Source organism: Bradyrhizobium ottawaense, from assembly GCF_002278135.3.
Classification (GTDB): domain Bacteria; phylum Pseudomonadota; class Alphaproteobacteria; order Rhizobiales; family Xanthobacteraceae; genus Bradyrhizobium; species Bradyrhizobium ottawaense.
In genome coordinates, this window is sequence record NZ_CP029425.2 from 2,701,780 (window position 1) to 2,715,919 (window position 14,140).

A 14,140-nucleotide genomic window follows, 5' to 3' on the forward strand; every position below is an offset into this window, starting at 1 on the left:
GTGACGCTTTCGAGCTAGTAGACGACGACTGAACGGATGGATTTGCCCTCGTGCATGAGGTCGAAGCCCTTGTTGATCTCTTCGAGCTTGAGCACGTGGGTGATCATCGGATCGATCTGGATCTTTCCGTTCATGTACCAGTCGACGATCTTCGGCACGTCGGTGCGGCCGCGGGCGCCGCCGAAGGCCGTGCCGCGCCAGTTGCGCCCGGTGACGAGCTGGAACGGGCGGGTGGCGATCTCCTTGCCGGATTCGGCAACGCCGATGATGATCGAGGTGCCCCAGCCGCGATGGCAGGCTTCCAGTGCCTGGCGCATCACCGTGGTGTTGCCGGTGCAATCGAAAGTGTAGTCGGCGCCGCCATCGGTGAGGCCGACGAGGTGCTGGACGATGTCGCCGGTGATCTTCTTGGGGTTGACGAACTCGGTCATGCCGAACCTGCGGCCCCAATCCTCCTTGGAGTCGTTGATGTCGACGCCGATGATCTTGTCGGCGCCGGCCATCTTGGCGCCCTGGATCACGTTGAGGCCGATGCCGCCGAGGCCGAACACGACTACGTTGGAGCCCGGCGTGACCTTCGCGGTGTTGACGACGGCGCCGACGCCGGTGGTGACACCGCAGCCGATGTAGCAGCTCTTGTCGAACGGGGCGTCCTCGCGGATCTTGGCGACCGCGATCTCCGGCAACACGGTGAAGTTCGAGAAGGTCGAGCAGCCCATGTAGTGGTAGACCGGCTTGCCCTTGTAGGAAAAGCGGCTGGTGCCGTCGGGCATCACGCCCTTGCCTTGCGTCGCGCGGATCGCGGTGCAGAGATTGGTCTTCTGGCTGAGGCAGCTTTTGCACTGCCGGCATTCCGGCGTGTAGAGCGGGATGACGTGGTCACCCGGCTTCACCGAGGTCACGCCAGGACCGATCTCGCGGATGATGCCTGCGCCCTCATGCCCCAGGACCGACGGGAAAATTCCCTCGCTGTCGAAGCCGTCGAGCGTATAGGCGTCGGTATGGCAGATGCCCGTTGCCTTGATCTCGACCAGGACTTCGCCGGCCTTCGGTCCTTCCAGATCGAGCTCGACGATCTCGAGCGGCTTCTTGGCTTCGAAAGCGACGGCGGCACGTGTCTTCATTGGTAGCTCCTCAAATTCTCGCAAGATGCCAAGAGGTGGTCTCGGCAGCCTCGGCAACGTTCATTTATGGCCCATGCAGGCCTCTTCCGCCTTGGTGTAGGCCTCCGGTTTCTCCTCCTTCTTGGAGGGACGCTGCCGGCCCCATGCTTCGGTGGAGCGGGCGCGCAGATAGACGTACAGATCGTCCATGTAGCAGGCGACGTTCGGATTATCGCCGAAGGCGGGCATGACGTTCTCCTGCGCGGTCGAGATGTTCTTGCGACCGGAGGCGACGACGCCGAGGAAGTCGCCATAGCTCATGGTCTTCACGGAATCCTTGAGCGCCGGCGCGTAGGTGGAGCCCATGCCGTCAGGCCCATGGCAGACGTGGCAGTCGGAGTGATAGCGGCGGTATCCGGAATAGGTGAACCAGTCCACGGTGCCGTCGGAAATCTTGTAGGTCGGAGTGCCGTCCTTATCGAGCCACTTTCCGTCGTCTTCCTTCTTCACGGCGGTCGGATCGCCCGGACCGTCCGCGACCGCAATTCCTCCGGACGCAACCAAGATCATCGCAGCAATGACAGAGCAGATTTTACGCAAGAGATTCATCCTCGAAGGAGCCCGGGGGAGACGAGCCGGCGCGTGGGGTTGATTCCACGCGCCGGAGCGATGCTGATGGGCCTAGTTCGGCAGCGCGAACACGGTCAGCGTACCGCCGAGTGCCGTGTAGTTGCTGAGAGCCGCGTAGCCACCGACCGCGCCGAGACCTGCGGTCGGATCGGTCAGGCCTGCCGCCAGACCGATGCCGGCCCAGCCGCCGACGCCGGAGAGCACTGCGACATACTGCTTGCCGCCGTTCTCATAGGTGGTGACGTTGCCGATGATGCCGGAGGGAGTCTTGAACTTGTAGAGCTCCTTGCCGGACTTGGCGTCGACCGCCTTCAGGTAGCCTTCGAGCGTGCCGTAGAACACCACGCCACCGGCGGTTGCGAGCGCACCCGACCAGACCGAGAACTGCTCCTTGTTCGACCAGACGATCTTGCCGGTCTTGCCGTCCCAGGCGATGAAGTTGCCCATGTGGGTTTCACCCGCCGGCGGATACATCGAGAGCGTCGCACCCACATAGGGCTGGCCCGCGGTGTAGCTCACCTTGAACGGCTCGTAGTCCATGCAGACGTGGTTGGTCGGAACGTAGAACAACTGCGTGTCCGGCGAGTAGGCTGCCGGCTGCTCGTCCTTGGTGCCGAGCGCGGCCGGGCAGATGCCCTTCACGTTGACGTCCTCGCCCGCCTTGTCGGTCGAAGCTGCGTCGAGCACCTTCGGACGGCCGTAGGTCGGCGAGTTCTTGTCCATGTCGACGCCGGAGGTCCAGTTCACCTTCGGATCGTACTTTTCGGCGACCAGCAGTTCGCCGTTGGTGCGGTCCATGGTGTAGGCGAGGCCGTTACGGTCGAAGTGCGTCAGCAGCTTGCGCGGCTGGCCGTTGATCGACTGGTCCGAGAGGATCATCTCGTTGACGCCGTCATAGTCCCATTCGTCGTGGGGCGTCATCTGATAGACCCACTTGGCGACGCCGGTATCCGGGTTACGCGCCCAGATCGTCATCGACCATTTGTTGTCGCCGGGACGCTGCTTCGGATTCCAGGTCGAGGGGTTGCCCGATCCGTAGTAGACGAGGTTCAGCTCGGGATCGTAGGAGATCCAGCCCCAGGTGGCACCGCCGCCGATCTTCCACTGATCGCCCTGCCAGGTCTTCAGGCTGGAATCCTTGCCGATCGGCTTGCCGAGCGCGGTGGTCTTGTCGTCGACCAGGAGCTGGTTGTCCGGTCCTTCCGAATATCCGCGCCATGCCAGCTTGCCGGTCTTGATATCGTAAGCCGACATATGGGCCTGGACGCCGAACTCGCCGCCGGAGATGCCGATCAGCACCTTGTCCTTGACGACCATGGGGGCCGACGTGCCGGTCTCGCCCTTGCTCGGATCGCCATTCTTGACGGTCCATGCAACTTGACCGGTCTTGACATCGAGCGCGACGAGGGTGGTGTCGGCCTGATGCAGGAAGATCTTGCCGTCGCCGAAGGCCAGGCCGCGATTGACCGTATCGCAGCACATCACCGGAATGACGTTCGGATCCTGCTTCGGCTCGTACTTCCAGACGATCTTGTTCTCGTTGGAAAGGTCAATGGCATAGACCTTGTTCGGAAACGGCGTGTGGACGTACATCATGTTGCCGATGATCAGCGGGCCGCCTTCATGGCCACGCAGCACGCCGGTCGAGAAGGTCCAGGCCACCTGGAGCTTGCCTACGTTCTGTGCGTTGATCTGGTTGAGCTTGGAATAGCGGGAATTGGCGTAGTCGCCGGTCGGCATCACCCAGTCTTTCGGGTTCTGCGACATCTTGACCAGCTCGTCATTGGCTGAGGCGCCCCCGACGGCGAGCGCCGCCGCGGAGCCAAGAAAGGTCGCCAGTAGCACCTTGCGCATAGTTATTCCTCCGTTGGTCTCGTTTATTGTTTCCGAAGCAATACTGATTCACCGGGCTTCTCGTCCGGCGTCTGCTCGTGCAGGGCGGTCACGATTGGGACCAGAAACGATGCTGTGCTGTTTCCTCCTCCTGATGAGAGCCACGGGTCCACGTGCAGGAGCGGCCCGTTCTTGTTGTTCCTGCCGCAATCCCTAACGACTTCGTCATCGGGAAACTTGCCCAAGAGAGAAGCCGGTTTGCTTCATAGCGCACGGACGCGAAGATTTTGATTTTGCAGTAGCGAATTCAGCGGCTTCCGCATCGCTTTTGCAGTGCCTTCAACGCTCAGGTTCCCCTTGACGGCGCTGCAACTAAGGCGGAGGATTAAGTTTCAAGGGTGGCAATGGAACGATGGCGCTCGTGCCAAAAGACCGCTCAAATTCGAGGTAAACGTCACGCAATCACGGCTGAGGGCTCCGGCAGCGCTGGTCGCGATTCGCGTCTCTCCGGATCAAACCAGTGGCTGGATTAATGTCCGACACCATTCACACGCTCTCGACGACCGGCATGACGCCGAAGCGCCAGATCCAGAGCTGGATCGACGGGCTGACGAGCCTGTGTGGGCATTTCGACGTCGATCCGCTGGAGGCGTCCTCGCTCGAGGGCCGCATCGACTACACCAGCGTCTCGCGCCTGAAGCTCTGCCAGATCGAAGTGAGTCAGCATCGCATTGCCCACACGCTGGCGCGCGCCAAGGCCAACGAGCATCCGTACATCAAGATTCACTTCCAGACTTACGGCGTGTCCTATTTCGAGCAAGAAGGCCGCCACATCGAGATCAACCCGGGCGACATCATCGCCTATGACGTCTCCTGCCCGCATTCGATCATCAGCCCGGCCTTCACCCGTCACGACGTCGTGATCGTGCCGAAGGCGCTGCTGCGCGACCGCGGATTCCCGTCGCAGCGGATGCCCGCCTGCAAGCTGTCGTCGAAGACAGGGACGGGGCGGATCGCCCACGATTTCGTTCATGCGACCTTCGACGAGGCGGCAAAGCTGTCGGCAAACAGCGCGGTCGGCGTCGCCGATTCGCTGATCGACCTGTTGCTGCTGCCGCTGCGCGAAGCCGACACGATGTTCGACCGTGTCGGGCCGGAAGCGATGTATGTGCGCGCGCAGTTCTTCATCCGCGAGCACCTGCGCGACCCGGATCTGTGCATCGACCAGATCTCGACCGAGCTCGGCTGCTCCAAGCGCTATCTGCATATGCTGTTCTCGGAGCGCGGCACCACGGTGAGCGACTACATCTGGCAGGCGCGCCTGCAGAACTGCCGCCAGGAGCTCGAGGCCCACGCCGGCAAGACCATCACCGACGTCGCGTTCTCCTGGGGCTTCTCCAGCTCATCGCATTTCAGCCGGGTGTTCCGGAAATATTTCGGCGTGGTGCCGTCCTCGATCCACAAGGCGCAGCAGGCCACCGCGAGTTCGGGCGAGCACTAAAGCGCGATGCGACTTTTCCGGATCATGCTTTAGGCGGGCGCCGAGGCAGCTCCGGCGGTTGCAGTGCCGCTCACGCAGCAATTGCCGATCAAGCAGCCGTCGAAATGTAGGGAATGCTGGCCAGCAGCGCGGCAAGCAGGACCGCGTTGCACAGCATCCCGCTCCAATGCAGCCGTCGCAGCCGACGGGGGGCCTCGGTGTCGCCGGCATCGCCGGCGCTGAGCTGATTGTCCATCCGCGCCATGAACCGGCGGCGGCCGCCGATCGCCAGAGCTGCAAGCAGGCCGACGACCGTCGCGAAGACGAGCTGGCCAGCGAGCAGGAAGGCCACGGTCCCGATAATCCCGGCTGCGCCCATCACCAGGAAATGGGCATTGAACATTCCGCGCAGCAACAGTGCGACGGGCCGGACATCGAGCTTCACCAGCAGAAAGGCGGGCGAAGCCAGCGTGAAATAACCCATCGGAAAGAGCAGGATGATCATGGCGGCCACGGCGAGCGAATCCGGCGTCATGCGATCGGCCTTTCTAGCTCGTGCGGTTGCTATCCTTCGACAGCGACGCACAATCATAGCGGGAAAATGCCGTTCCGACACTAGGCTTTGGTCTACGGGCCGTGCACGCCGTGCCAGGCCTCAAGCCGGCTCGAGGCCGAGAGACTTCGCGCTCTCGATCCAGATCGGCAGTTCGCGCTGATACAGGGCGTTGCTCTCCTTGAAGCCGATTGCGGGTTCGAGCACGAAGGTCGTGAGAACTTCCTTCACCTTCGGATCGTTGTTGGCGGCAACGCAGAGCTCTGCCAGGCGGTCGACGACCGCTTGCGGCGTCGCCTTCGGCACGGCCCAACCGGAGAAGCCGCTCACGGTGAAGAATTTCGAGGTCGCGCCCTGCTCCGGAAGGGTCTTGATAGCAGGGATCGCGTCGACCTTCTTTGAATGCACCGCGAACACGGTGCCGCGGTCGCTTTGCAGGACCGACTGCGCCGCCGTGTAGCTGCCCATCGCGGCATCCAGCGTGCCTTCGAGCATCCCCGTCCACATCGGGGCCTCGCCGCGGTAATGGACCGGCTCGATGGACAGGCCATACTGCTTGTTGAGCTCGTTGATCGTCATGTGCGGGGCCGAGCCCGCGCTATAGGTGCCGAAATTCACCTTGCCGCTCTTGCGTGCGAACGCGACGAAATCCTCCAGCGTCTTGACGCCGGTCTTGGGGTTCGCGACCAGCAACAGGCCGGCGCCCGGAATGACGCTGACGAGCGCCAAATCCTTGTCCATGTCGTAGCCGGGATTCTTCATCACCACCCGGTTCATGATGTAGGTGGTCGAGATCGAGCACAGCATGGTGTGGCCGTCGGGCTCGGCGCGAGCGACCTCGGCCGTGCCGATCGCACCGGAGGCGCCGGGCTTGTTCTCGACGACGACGGTCTTGCCGACCTGCTTTGAGATGAACTCACCGTAGGCGCGCGCGAGCAGGTCGGTCTGCCCGCCGGCGGGATAGCTGCAAATCATGCGAATCTGCCGCGACGGCCACGCGGCCTGCGCCGAGGCGCCGCGCATGACGAAGGGCATCGCAAGTGCGGTGGTACCGGCGGCGACGAAGTGGCGGCGATCGAATTTGGCGGTCATGATTCCCTCCTGATTTTGGCCGAACCTACTGCATCAGGCTGGCGCCGCCATGGCCGGCGAGCGAGACAGATTGGCGCATTCCGTCGGACAGAGTGGGGCATGGTGGGCGCGGCGTTGTGCCCCGGACGCAGCGCAGTGCTCCTTCAGCGGTGCGCTGCTGAGCCGGGTCCTATGCCTCGACCGCAAGCTATGCCGCATGGGTCCCGGCTCTGCGCCGCAACGCTGAGGGGCATTGCAGCGCGTCCGGGACACCAGAGCCTTTCCAATCACCGCTGAATGATCTTCATCCAGACATCGCCCAGGATCGCAGGCTCGCGCGGTGGCAGGTAGGTGAGCCCAGCCTGCCTGCCGAATTCTGCGATCTTGCCTTCGGCCGCGAGCCCCGTCAGCGCCTTGTTGACGGCGTCGATCAGCACGCCATCGCTGGCCAGTCCGACATAGCCGCGATTGGCGCCGATCGGATAATAGTATCCGGACGCCGTGATCGCCGTGTCCGGATGCGCGGCGCGATGGGCGTCGAAGCGGCCGAGGTCGATCAGCGTCGCGTCATGGTCGCCGCGCTGGAGTGCGCCCAGCAGATCGTCGCGGCCGGGGACGAGATGGGTGATGTTGTCGATCAGCCGTCCCTTGTCGAAGGTCATCAGGATGGCGTCGCCGAGCGAGCCGCTTTCGATGACGAGACGAAGGCCTGCGAGATCGCCGATGTCGCCGATCTTGCGCCCGCTTGCCTTCGGCCCGAGCACGACCGTCATCGGCGAATAGACGTAAGGCTGGCTCGGCGCGAGCACGCCGAGTGCGACGCGGCGCCTCCGATCGTCGCGCGTGGCCCCGGCGAAGTCAGGCAAGCGCGCCGTCTTCATCCCGGGGGCGACGAGCGAATCCTGCGTCAGCGCGTAGCCGCCGACGAGCGAGCAGCGGCGATCCGAGAGCAACGCGTTGGCCTCGAGCTGGGGGCTCGAATCCTCGTCCAGCTTGCTCTCGAACCACTGGATCGTCAGCTTCCGTCCGAGCCGCTCAGCCATTGCCTGCGCAAGCAGCACGTCGAAGCCGGCATCCGGCTTGCCGCGGTGGTGCATCGAGAACGGCGGCCGGTCCTCGTCGAGACAGATCTTCAGGGGATCGTCGGCCGCAACAGCGACCGACGCCATCGTCGAAAGAACGGCCGCAATGCTCCATGCAGCACGCCGGCCCCTCATGGCTTCCTCCGGCTGGAGATGAAGGCCCAGAGGGAGCCGATCTCCTCGTCGTTGAGGATATCGCCCCACGGCGGCATCTTGTTGTTCTTGCCGTTCTTCACTGTGGTGATGAAGCGGGTCTTGTCGTCGGGGATGGCACGCAGGTCCGGCGTGATCGTGCCGGAGTTCATCAGATTGGGGCCATGGCAGTGCGAGCATTTCGAAGCATAGGTCGACTTGCCGTGGTCGATCTGTGCCTGCATGGGATTGCCGGTTGCGTCGTCCGCGGCGCGAACGGTCGCCGCAAGCGCGACCGTCAGCCCCGCGACGGCGGCGAGGACCGCCGCCGTCCTGTGAGATGGCTTTCTCAGCATCATGCCGTGGATTACTGCTTGACCGCAAAGACCCACAGCGAGCCGCCGGGCGGCACGTTGGCAAGCCGCTCGTCGCCGGAGAACAGCGAGTAGACGCCGCCATAGCCGCTGGTCACCGCGACATACTGCACGCCATCCTGCTGCCAGGTCACCGGCTGGCCCTCGATGCCGGACCCGGTCTGGAACTGCCAGAGCTTCTTGCCGGTGTCGGCATCGAAGGCCTCGAACTCGCCGGTTAGGGCACCCGAGAACACGACGCCGCCCGCGGTCGACAGCACGCCCGAGAAGCGTGGAATGTCGCTCGGCGCTTCCCATTTCGACTTGCCGGTCATGGGATCGATCGCCTTGAGATGACCGCGCGGCCCGTCGCCGTACTCCCAGAGGTCGGTCAGGTCCATCCCGAGATACCATTCACCCTGCTTGAAGGTGACGGGCTCCGTCTTGTACCTGCCACCGAAGGCGAGCGTGTTGGCATAGGCAAGGCCGGTCTGCGGGTTGAAGGACATCGGCTCCCAGTTCTTGCCGCCGAGGATCGACGGATAGACCGTGACCTTCTTGCCCTCGCGCGCGTCCTTAGACACGTCGGTCTCGATCGGACGTCCCGTCTTCATGTCGATGCCGGTCGCCCAGTTGACCTTCACGTAAGGATTGGCCGCGAGCAGCTTGCCGTTGGTGCGGTCGAGCACGTAGAAGAAGCCGTTGCGGTTGGCGTCCATCAGCACCTTGGTCGGCTTGCCCTCGACATTCATGTCGGCGAGGACCATCTCGGCCACGCTGTCATAGTCGAACGGGTTGTTCGGCGAGAACTGGTAGTGCCACTTGATCTTGCCGGTCTTGGGATCCATCGCCAGCACGGAGCAGGTGTAGAGATTGTCGCCGGGACGCACCGCCGAGTTGAACGGGCCGGGATTGCCGATGCCCCAATAGATCGTGTTCAGCTCGGGGTCATAAGACCCCGTGATCCAGGTCGAGCCGCCGCCGAGCTTCCAGGTATCGCCCTTCCAGGTATCGCCGCCGGGCTCTTCCGGCGAGGGGATCGAATGGGTGCGCCAGAGATGCTTGCCCGTCGCGGGATCCCAGCCGTCGATGAATCCCCTGGTGCCGAACTCGGCGCCGGAGATGCCGGTGATGACGACGCCGTCGGCAACCAGCGGCGCCACCGTCATCGAATAGCCTTCCTTGATGTCGGCCGCCTTCTGCCGCCACAGCTCCTTGCCGTTCTTGGCGTCGAGCGCGATCACGTTGGCGTCGAGCGTGGTGCGAAACACCTTGCCGTCATAGAGCGCCGCACCGCGGTTGATGATGCCGCAGCAGACGATGCGCGGCGTCTCGGCGGGATATTCGACCTTGGTCTTCCAGATCTGCTTGCCGGTCTTGGCGTCGACCGCCATGGTCGCGTTGTGCGAGGTCACGTAGATCACGCCCTGGTACACCAGCGGTTGCGATTCCTCGCTGCGATCGTCGTTGAAAGAGTAATTCCAGACCGGGACGAGGTTCTTGACGCTGTCCTTGTTGATCTGGTTCAGCGTCGAGAAGCGCTGCAGATTGTAGCCCATCCCGTAATTGAGAACGTTCGATGTATCAGTCGCGCCCTTGACCAGTTGCTCGGTGGTCTGTGCGCTTGCACAAGTCGATGCAAGCATGACGAGGCTCGCAGCCATCGCAAAGCGTTTCATCCGTTCCTCCCAATATGCGCGCCTTTTGACGCTGCGGGAGCAACACTCCGTCGGAAACCAAAACGCGTCAATACGAAAGTCGTAAGTGTCGTGTCGATATCGTTGAACAGGCGCCGGTCACCTTACGGAAACCTGACGGCCGTAGACTTCCACTTGCGTGGAGACGCTGAAAAAATTCCGCAACGCGAAGCAGCTTCGGCGTAGGTTGTCGGGGCGGAAGCCAGGTTCCCCGGGGTTGTCGCGCGCGCAAGTTGCAGTTACGGACTTGAACCTGGGACTGCTTGTGGATTTATGTCGTCGTGTCCCCGCCCGAATCGGGGCTCTTCATCTGGAGGTCTTGATGATTTCGCGTCGCTCAGTTGCACTTGCGCTCACCATTGCATTGTTGTCCGGTCCGGCGTGGTCGGCCTCCGGCAACGCGGTCAAGTTGTTCGACACCGACAATGACGGCACGCTCGATCTTGCCGAGGTGAAGAAGGCGGCCGCGGCATTATTCGCAAAGCTCGATCCCGATCATGACGGCACGCTCGATGCGCGCGAATTGCGCGGACGGTTGACGGCGAAAGAGCTCGCCGCGGCCGATCCCGATCGTGACGGGACCCTGACGCTCGACGAATATCTGTCCGTGGTCGAGCAGCGCTTCAACGCGGCCAATCCCGACAAGGACGGAACGCTGGATGCGAAGGAGCTGAACTCGCGCGCCGGCCGCGCGCTGCTGCGATTGTTGCGGTGAGCGGTGCAATCGGAACAGACGTGACGCGGTGGTGTTTGGGAGCATTTCCGCTCCGAAACTCGGAACATCAGGCTGTTCGGCCTGTTCTCTTCGCGATGTCCTGCTCGGCGCCGGGGCAGCGCCGCGGGAGAAGAGGAGATGCAGATGAACACGAAACGTTCCGTTCTTGCTGCCTGCGCGATCCTGGCGTTGAGCGCCGGCGTCGCGGTCGCCGGCCCGTGCAACACGGGCAGCGCCAGCACTGACAAGGATGCCGGTTCTGGTCCCGTGACGGTGGGCGCAGCGCAGTCGCCCTCGTCCAGTTCAGCGGGCGACACCAGCCAGCATCCGCCGACCAGCACGATGAACCGTGCAAGTGGCGAAACGCCGGCTTCATCCGAAGATGCGCAGCGGCAGATGCAGAGCCAGCCGACGGCGGCTCAGCGGGCCGAAGGTGCCAAGCCGGACGCCGCAATGGCCGACAAGGGCTGCTGACGGCGACGTGCCATTCGTGTCGATTCGACGTGCGGTGCGTCGCACAAGACGGTGTCTCGCAGGTCGTGCTTGACCAAGAGGGAACTGGCTTTGTCCGAGAGAGAAACGCAGCCGCGAAGAATCGACACGGACGCGCTCGGCAGGCGAATCGAGGCTTGAACTGCAACTGACGCAGCCCTAGGTTTTGCGCCGCGCGATGTCGCGCTCAATACCTTGGGGAGACCCCGAATGGCTTGGAAAGCTCCGAAGATCGTGGAAGTGCCGGTCGGCATGGAAATCAACATGTACGCCTGCGCTGCGCGCAAGTAAGACTGACGACCTGCCGCGGCTTTGACGGTGAACGCCGTCGAAGCCGTGGCAGTGTCGGATCCCGAGCCTGGCATCATTGTGCTTCTTGCCACCGACGCGATGATACGCCTGCGATGAAACGCCTGCGCAGGCTGCAATCATCTTCTTTCAAAATCTAGACCACGCTCTTGCTGCAGTGTGTTACGCTGATGGCCGGTCAGCGCTGCTGCCGCATCAAAGCGGCGCGCGCCTTCGGGGTACGGGGATGCGCGGCGGAGCTCGCAGATTTCTGATGGTGATTGCCTGCGCGGTCGCGCTGATACCGACGCATGGGCACGCCGAGGAGGGCTTCGATACCGAGCACATCTTCGGCTTCATGATCGGCACCGATGTCGGCAATCCCGGCGAGCGCGAATTCCAGAGCCAGACGACGGGGCGCTTCGGCAAGGGCGGCGGCACCTATCGCGCTCTTGAGAAAGAGGTCGAGATCGAGATCGTGCCGCTGCCGAACTTCCGCATCGAGGTCGGCGCCGCCGCCAGCTTGCACGATATCACCGGCGTCCCCGACATCGACGACCGCCGTCAGATCAACTTCCAGGGCGCCTCGCTCGACCTGCGTTATCGCCTGCTCGACCGCGAGCGCGCGCCGTTCGGCCTCACCATCGCCGCCGAGCTCCACGGCGACCGCATCGACGAGACCAGCGGCGCGAAGGGGCGGATGTACGGCACGGAATTCACCCTCGCCATCGACCGCGAGCTCATCCCGAACTTTGCCATCGGCGCCCTCAACCTGATCTATCAACCGGAATGGGCGCGCTTCGAGGTGGCGGGGCAGTCCGAGAAGAGTTCGACGATCGGTGCGGCGTTCGCCGGCCTGGTGCGCGTGCGGCCCAACATGCTGCTCGGCGGGGAGCTGCGCTACTTCCGGCAATATGAAGGCATCGGCCTCGGCGAGTTTTCAGGCCAGGCCCTGTTCGTCGGCCCGACCGCCTATTTCCAGCTCTCCGAGCGCTCGCGGCTGACCTTGAGCTGGAGCATGCAGGCCTGGGGCCGGCCGGCCGGAGCGGGCGGCAATCTCGACCTCGTCAATTTCGAGCGCCACCAGGCCCGGATGGTGTTCGGCGTCAATTTTTAGCAGAGAGCGTCGTCATGCCCGGGCTTTGCCTTGCCTGGGAGCCCGGGAAGAGCCAGTTCCCGCCCCATTTCTCGCCCGGATCTGAAACTTCCGCTTCCGTGGTACGTAACCTTTCGTGCTAATCTTGACCGCCACTTGCGAGAGGATCCCGGCATGAACCCGATTGACCTGGTGGTGACTGTGTGTGCGGTGCTCTCGCCTGCGACCTGCGAGGAACAGCATTTGATGTTCAACTATGGTGGGTCGCCGCGGCAATGCGCGATGGCCGCGCCCCCCTATATCGCGCAATGGGTCGGCGACCATCCGAAATGGCAGGCGGTGCGGTGGCGCTGCGAATATCCGCACCCGAACGACAAGGCGTGAGGCGTCTCGCTACTTGCTGCAGTCCTTCAGATCCTTGTCGGCGATCGAGAACACCGCATCCGCCCTGATCTCGATGTCGCGAACGACGCACTGCCGCGCACTGGGATAGCTGACCTTGGCGTCGTAGCGGCCCGGCTCGACGCCGGTGATGCGCAGCCGCTCGTCGTGGTCGACCTCCTTGTCCTTGTCGTTCAAGCACTGGTTCGGGCCCCAGTCGGTCTTGCCGGCGGGCGAGAGCTGGAAGCCGGAGATCGTCTCCGTCGTCAGGTTCCAGAGCCTAATGCCCTTGCCCTTGGCCTGCGCGGCGGCTTCGCCGGCAAGCGTCAACGACGCGATCAAAGCTAGAACCCAACGCATCAGCCAGTCCTCCCAAAGGCGGGCCATCATTCCCTGATCAGGCGCTCGCGGTTCCTTGCCTTGTCGAAATTTTTGGCGCGGTCAAGGCCGTTCAGTGCAATCAGCTTCGCCGAGACGAGATCGGCGCCGTCGAAATCGGCGTCGATGACGATCGCGCCCGTCAGATCGGCTCCGCCGAGTTGGGCGTTCTTCAGTGATGCGCCGCTCAGATCGGCGCTCCTGAGGACTGCGAATTCGAGGTCGACGCGCGACAAATCGGCGTTGCGCGCGTTCAGCCGTTCCAGATTGGCGGATCTCAGCACCGCGCGCATCAGCCCCATCGACTGGTTGCGCATATCGGCGCCCAGATTCGCGTCCGCGATCGAAGCGCCGACCAGGCTTGCGCCGGTGAGATCGGCAGCGATGCGCGCTCCTGACAGGTTCGCGCCGTCGAGACGCGCGCGGGCCATTTGCGAGGCGAACAGATTGGCGCCCTTCAGGCTTGCGCCGGTAAGATCCGCATCCAGCAGCCACGCCTGATCGAGGATTGCACGGTCAAGCCTGGCGTCTCGGAGTATTGTCTTGTTGAGCCGCGCGGCGCGGAAGACCGCGTTGGACAGGTCCAGCCCCGAGAGATCGAGGCCCGACAGGCGTTTGCCGGTGAAATCGGCAGGCTGCGCGGCGCTCGCTTTGGCCAGCACGGCCTCGACCTCTGGCCTGGTCATTTCGGACGAGACCATCGCGGGGGAGGTGAGGTCGACGTCGCGCATCATGTCCTGCGCGCCCGCCGTCATCGTGACGAGTGCAAGACCAAGCGTTGCCAGCGTTGAGAGGGCGACCGTCCGCGTCATCATCGACTCCGCCGCCGGCCCAGTCTAGCACGTCCGCCAGGCGA

General features: G+C 63.4%; 16 protein-coding genes. 6 read left to right on the forward strand and 10 right to left on the reverse strand.

Annotated elements, in window-relative coordinates; all coding sequences use genetic code 11:
* Window positions 1-14: 14 nt before the first annotated feature.
* The 3 genes from CIT37_RS12745 to xoxF5 form a co-directional block, all read right to left on the reverse strand.
* Window positions 15-1,124 carry an S-(hydroxymethyl)glutathione dehydrogenase/class III alcohol dehydrogenase gene (locus CIT37_RS12745; protein WP_018320736.1) on the reverse strand — a complete coding sequence of 370 codons (1,110 nt, stop codon included), beginning with the start codon at window positions 1,122-1,124 and terminating at the stop codon, window positions 15-17.
* Window positions 1,125-1,184: 60 nt separating this feature from the next.
* Window positions 1,185-1,673: a c-type cytochrome, methanol metabolism-related gene (locus tag CIT37_RS12750; RefSeq protein WP_028142708.1), complete on the reverse strand. Its 489-nt coding sequence runs from the start codon at window positions 1,671-1,673 to the stop codon at window positions 1,185-1,187.
* 111 nt (window positions 1,674-1,784) lie between these two features.
* Window positions 1,785-3,587, reverse strand: a complete 1,803-nt coding sequence (xoxF5, locus tag CIT37_RS12755) for a lanthanide-dependent methanol dehydrogenase XoxF5 (RefSeq protein WP_028142707.1) — start codon at window positions 3,585-3,587, stop codon at window positions 1,785-1,787.
* A gap of 511 nt (window positions 3,588-4,098) precedes the next feature.
* Between xoxF5 and CIT37_RS12760 the strand changes: the two genes are divergently transcribed.
* Window positions 4,099-5,067 carry a helix-turn-helix domain-containing protein gene (locus CIT37_RS12760; protein WP_018320733.1) on the forward strand — a complete coding sequence of 323 codons (969 nt, stop codon included), beginning with the start codon at window positions 4,099-4,101 and terminating at the stop codon, window positions 5,065-5,067.
* 88 nt (window positions 5,068-5,155) lie between these two features.
* Here CIT37_RS12760 and CIT37_RS12765 read toward each other — a convergent pair whose 3' ends face one another.
* The 5 genes from CIT37_RS12765 to CIT37_RS12785 form a co-directional block, all read right to left on the reverse strand.
* Window positions 5,156-5,581, reverse strand: coding sequence for a hypothetical protein (locus CIT37_RS12765; protein WP_028142706.1), 426 nt, complete (start codon window positions 5,579-5,581; stop codon window positions 5,156-5,158).
* A gap of 120 nt (window positions 5,582-5,701) precedes the next feature.
* On the reverse strand, window positions 5,702-6,691 hold the full coding sequence (locus tag CIT37_RS12770) for a Bug family tripartite tricarboxylate transporter substrate binding protein (protein ID WP_028142705.1): 990 nt from the start codon (window positions 6,689-6,691) through the stop codon (window positions 5,702-5,704).
* Between the two features lie 266 nt (window positions 6,692-6,957).
* On the reverse strand, window positions 6,958-7,887 hold the full coding sequence (locus CIT37_RS12775; protein WP_028142704.1) for a substrate-binding periplasmic protein: 930 nt from the start codon (window positions 7,885-7,887) through the stop codon (window positions 6,958-6,960).
* Window positions 7,884-8,240, reverse strand: coding sequence for a c-type cytochrome (locus CIT37_RS12780; RefSeq protein WP_028142703.1), 357 nt, complete (start codon window positions 8,238-8,240; stop codon window positions 7,884-7,886). The genes CIT37_RS12775 and CIT37_RS12780 overlap by 4 nt, the downstream gene beginning before the upstream one ends.
* Before the next feature lie 11 nt (window positions 8,241-8,251).
* A complete protein-coding gene (locus CIT37_RS12785; RefSeq protein WP_018320727.1) occupies window positions 8,252-9,916 on the reverse strand; it encodes a methanol/ethanol family PQQ-dependent dehydrogenase in 1,665 nt (554 codons plus the stop codon).
* Window positions 9,917-10,256: 340 nt separating this feature from the next.
* Between CIT37_RS12785 and lanM the strand changes: the two genes are divergently transcribed.
* From lanM to CIT37_RS12810, 5 genes are all read left to right on the forward strand, one after another.
* Entirely contained in the window at window positions 10,257-10,649 is a 393-nt protein-coding gene (gene lanM / locus CIT37_RS12790) for a lanmodulin LanM (protein WP_038973402.1), read from the forward strand.
* Window positions 10,650-10,793: 144 nt separating this feature from the next.
* Complete coding sequence (locus tag CIT37_RS12795; protein ID WP_244429147.1) at window positions 10,794-11,123, forward strand: hypothetical protein; 330 nt, start codon at window positions 10,794-10,796, stop codon at window positions 11,121-11,123.
* A 228-nt stretch (window positions 11,124-11,351) separates the two neighbouring features.
* Window positions 11,352-11,432, forward strand: coding sequence for a pyrroloquinoline quinone precursor peptide PqqA (pqqA, locus tag CIT37_RS12800; protein WP_012029362.1), 81 nt, complete (start codon window positions 11,352-11,354; stop codon window positions 11,430-11,432).
* A gap of 271 nt (window positions 11,433-11,703) precedes the next feature.
* Window positions 11,704-12,546, forward strand: coding sequence for a DUF6662 family protein (locus CIT37_RS12805; RefSeq protein WP_244429146.1), 843 nt, complete (start codon window positions 11,704-11,706; stop codon window positions 12,544-12,546).
* Between the two features lie 153 nt (window positions 12,547-12,699).
* The gene (locus CIT37_RS12810) at window positions 12,700-12,909 is read left to right on the forward strand and encodes a hypothetical protein (protein ID WP_018320724.1); all 210 of its coding nucleotides are present in this window, start codon (window positions 12,700-12,702) and stop codon (window positions 12,907-12,909) included.
* A 9-nt stretch (window positions 12,910-12,918) separates the two neighbouring features.
* Here the strand turns inward: CIT37_RS12810 and CIT37_RS12815 are convergent, their stop codons facing one another.
* Together CIT37_RS12815 and CIT37_RS12820 are read right to left on the reverse strand one after the other, a co-directional pair.
* The gene (locus CIT37_RS12815) at window positions 12,919-13,266 is read right to left on the reverse strand and encodes a hypothetical protein (RefSeq protein WP_028142699.1); all 348 of its coding nucleotides are present in this window, start codon (window positions 13,264-13,266) and stop codon (window positions 12,919-12,921) included.
* A 26-nt stretch (window positions 13,267-13,292) separates the two neighbouring features.
* Entirely contained in the window at window positions 13,293-14,096 is an 804-nt protein-coding gene (locus tag CIT37_RS12820; RefSeq protein ID WP_161966384.1) for a pentapeptide repeat-containing protein, read from the reverse strand.
* Window positions 14,097-14,140: the final 44 nt, after the last annotated feature.

Bases quoted from the DNA above. Each gene is read 5' to 3' on its own strand.
- CIT37_RS12745 (WP_018320736.1), bottom strand. From the start codon at position 1,124: ATGAAGACACGTGCCGCCGTCGCTTTCGAAGCCAAGAAGCCGCTCGAG.
- CIT37_RS12750 (WP_028142708.1), bottom strand. From the start codon at position 1,673: ATGATCTTGGTTGCGTCCGGAGGAATTGCGGTCGCGGACGGTCCGGGC.
- xoxF5 (WP_028142707.1), bottom strand. From the start codon at position 3,587: ATGCGCAAGGTGCTACTGGCGACCTTTCTTGGCTCCGCGGCGGCGCTC.
- CIT37_RS12760 (WP_018320733.1), top strand. From the start codon at position 4,099: ATGTCCGACACCATTCACACGCTCTCGACGACCGGCATGACGCCGAAG.
- CIT37_RS12765 (WP_028142706.1), bottom strand. From the start codon at position 5,581: ATGACGCCGGATTCGCTCGCCGTGGCCGCCATGATCATCCTGCTCTTT.
- CIT37_RS12770 (WP_028142705.1), bottom strand. From the start codon at position 6,691: ATGACCGCCAAATTCGATCGCCGCCACTTCGTCGCCGCCGGTACCACC.
- CIT37_RS12775 (WP_028142704.1), bottom strand. From the start codon at position 7,887: ATGAGGGGCCGGCGTGCTGCATGGAGCATTGCGGCCGTTCTTTCGACG.
- CIT37_RS12780 (WP_028142703.1), bottom strand. From the start codon at position 8,240: ATGCTGAGAAAGCCATCTCACAGGACGGCGGCGGTCCTCGCCGCCGTC.
- CIT37_RS12785 (WP_018320727.1), bottom strand. From the start codon at position 9,916: ATGAAACGCTTTGCGATGGCTGCGAGCCTCGTCATGCTTGCATCGACT.
- lanM (WP_038973402.1), top strand. From the start codon at position 10,257: ATGATTTCGCGTCGCTCAGTTGCACTTGCGCTCACCATTGCATTGTTG.
- CIT37_RS12795 (WP_244429147.1), top strand. From the start codon at position 10,794: ATGAACACGAAACGTTCCGTTCTTGCTGCCTGCGCGATCCTGGCGTTG.
- pqqA (WP_012029362.1), top strand. From the start codon at position 11,352: ATGGCTTGGAAAGCTCCGAAGATCGTGGAAGTGCCGGTCGGCATGGAA.
- CIT37_RS12805 (WP_244429146.1), top strand. From the start codon at position 11,704: ATGGTGATTGCCTGCGCGGTCGCGCTGATACCGACGCATGGGCACGCC.
- CIT37_RS12810 (WP_018320724.1), top strand. From the start codon at position 12,700: ATGAACCCGATTGACCTGGTGGTGACTGTGTGTGCGGTGCTCTCGCCT.
- CIT37_RS12815 (WP_028142699.1), bottom strand. From the start codon at position 13,266: ATGCGTTGGGTTCTAGCTTTGATCGCGTCGTTGACGCTTGCCGGCGAA.
- CIT37_RS12820 (WP_161966384.1), bottom strand. From the start codon at position 14,096: ATGACGCGGACGGTCGCCCTCTCAACGCTGGCAACGCTTGGTCTTGCA.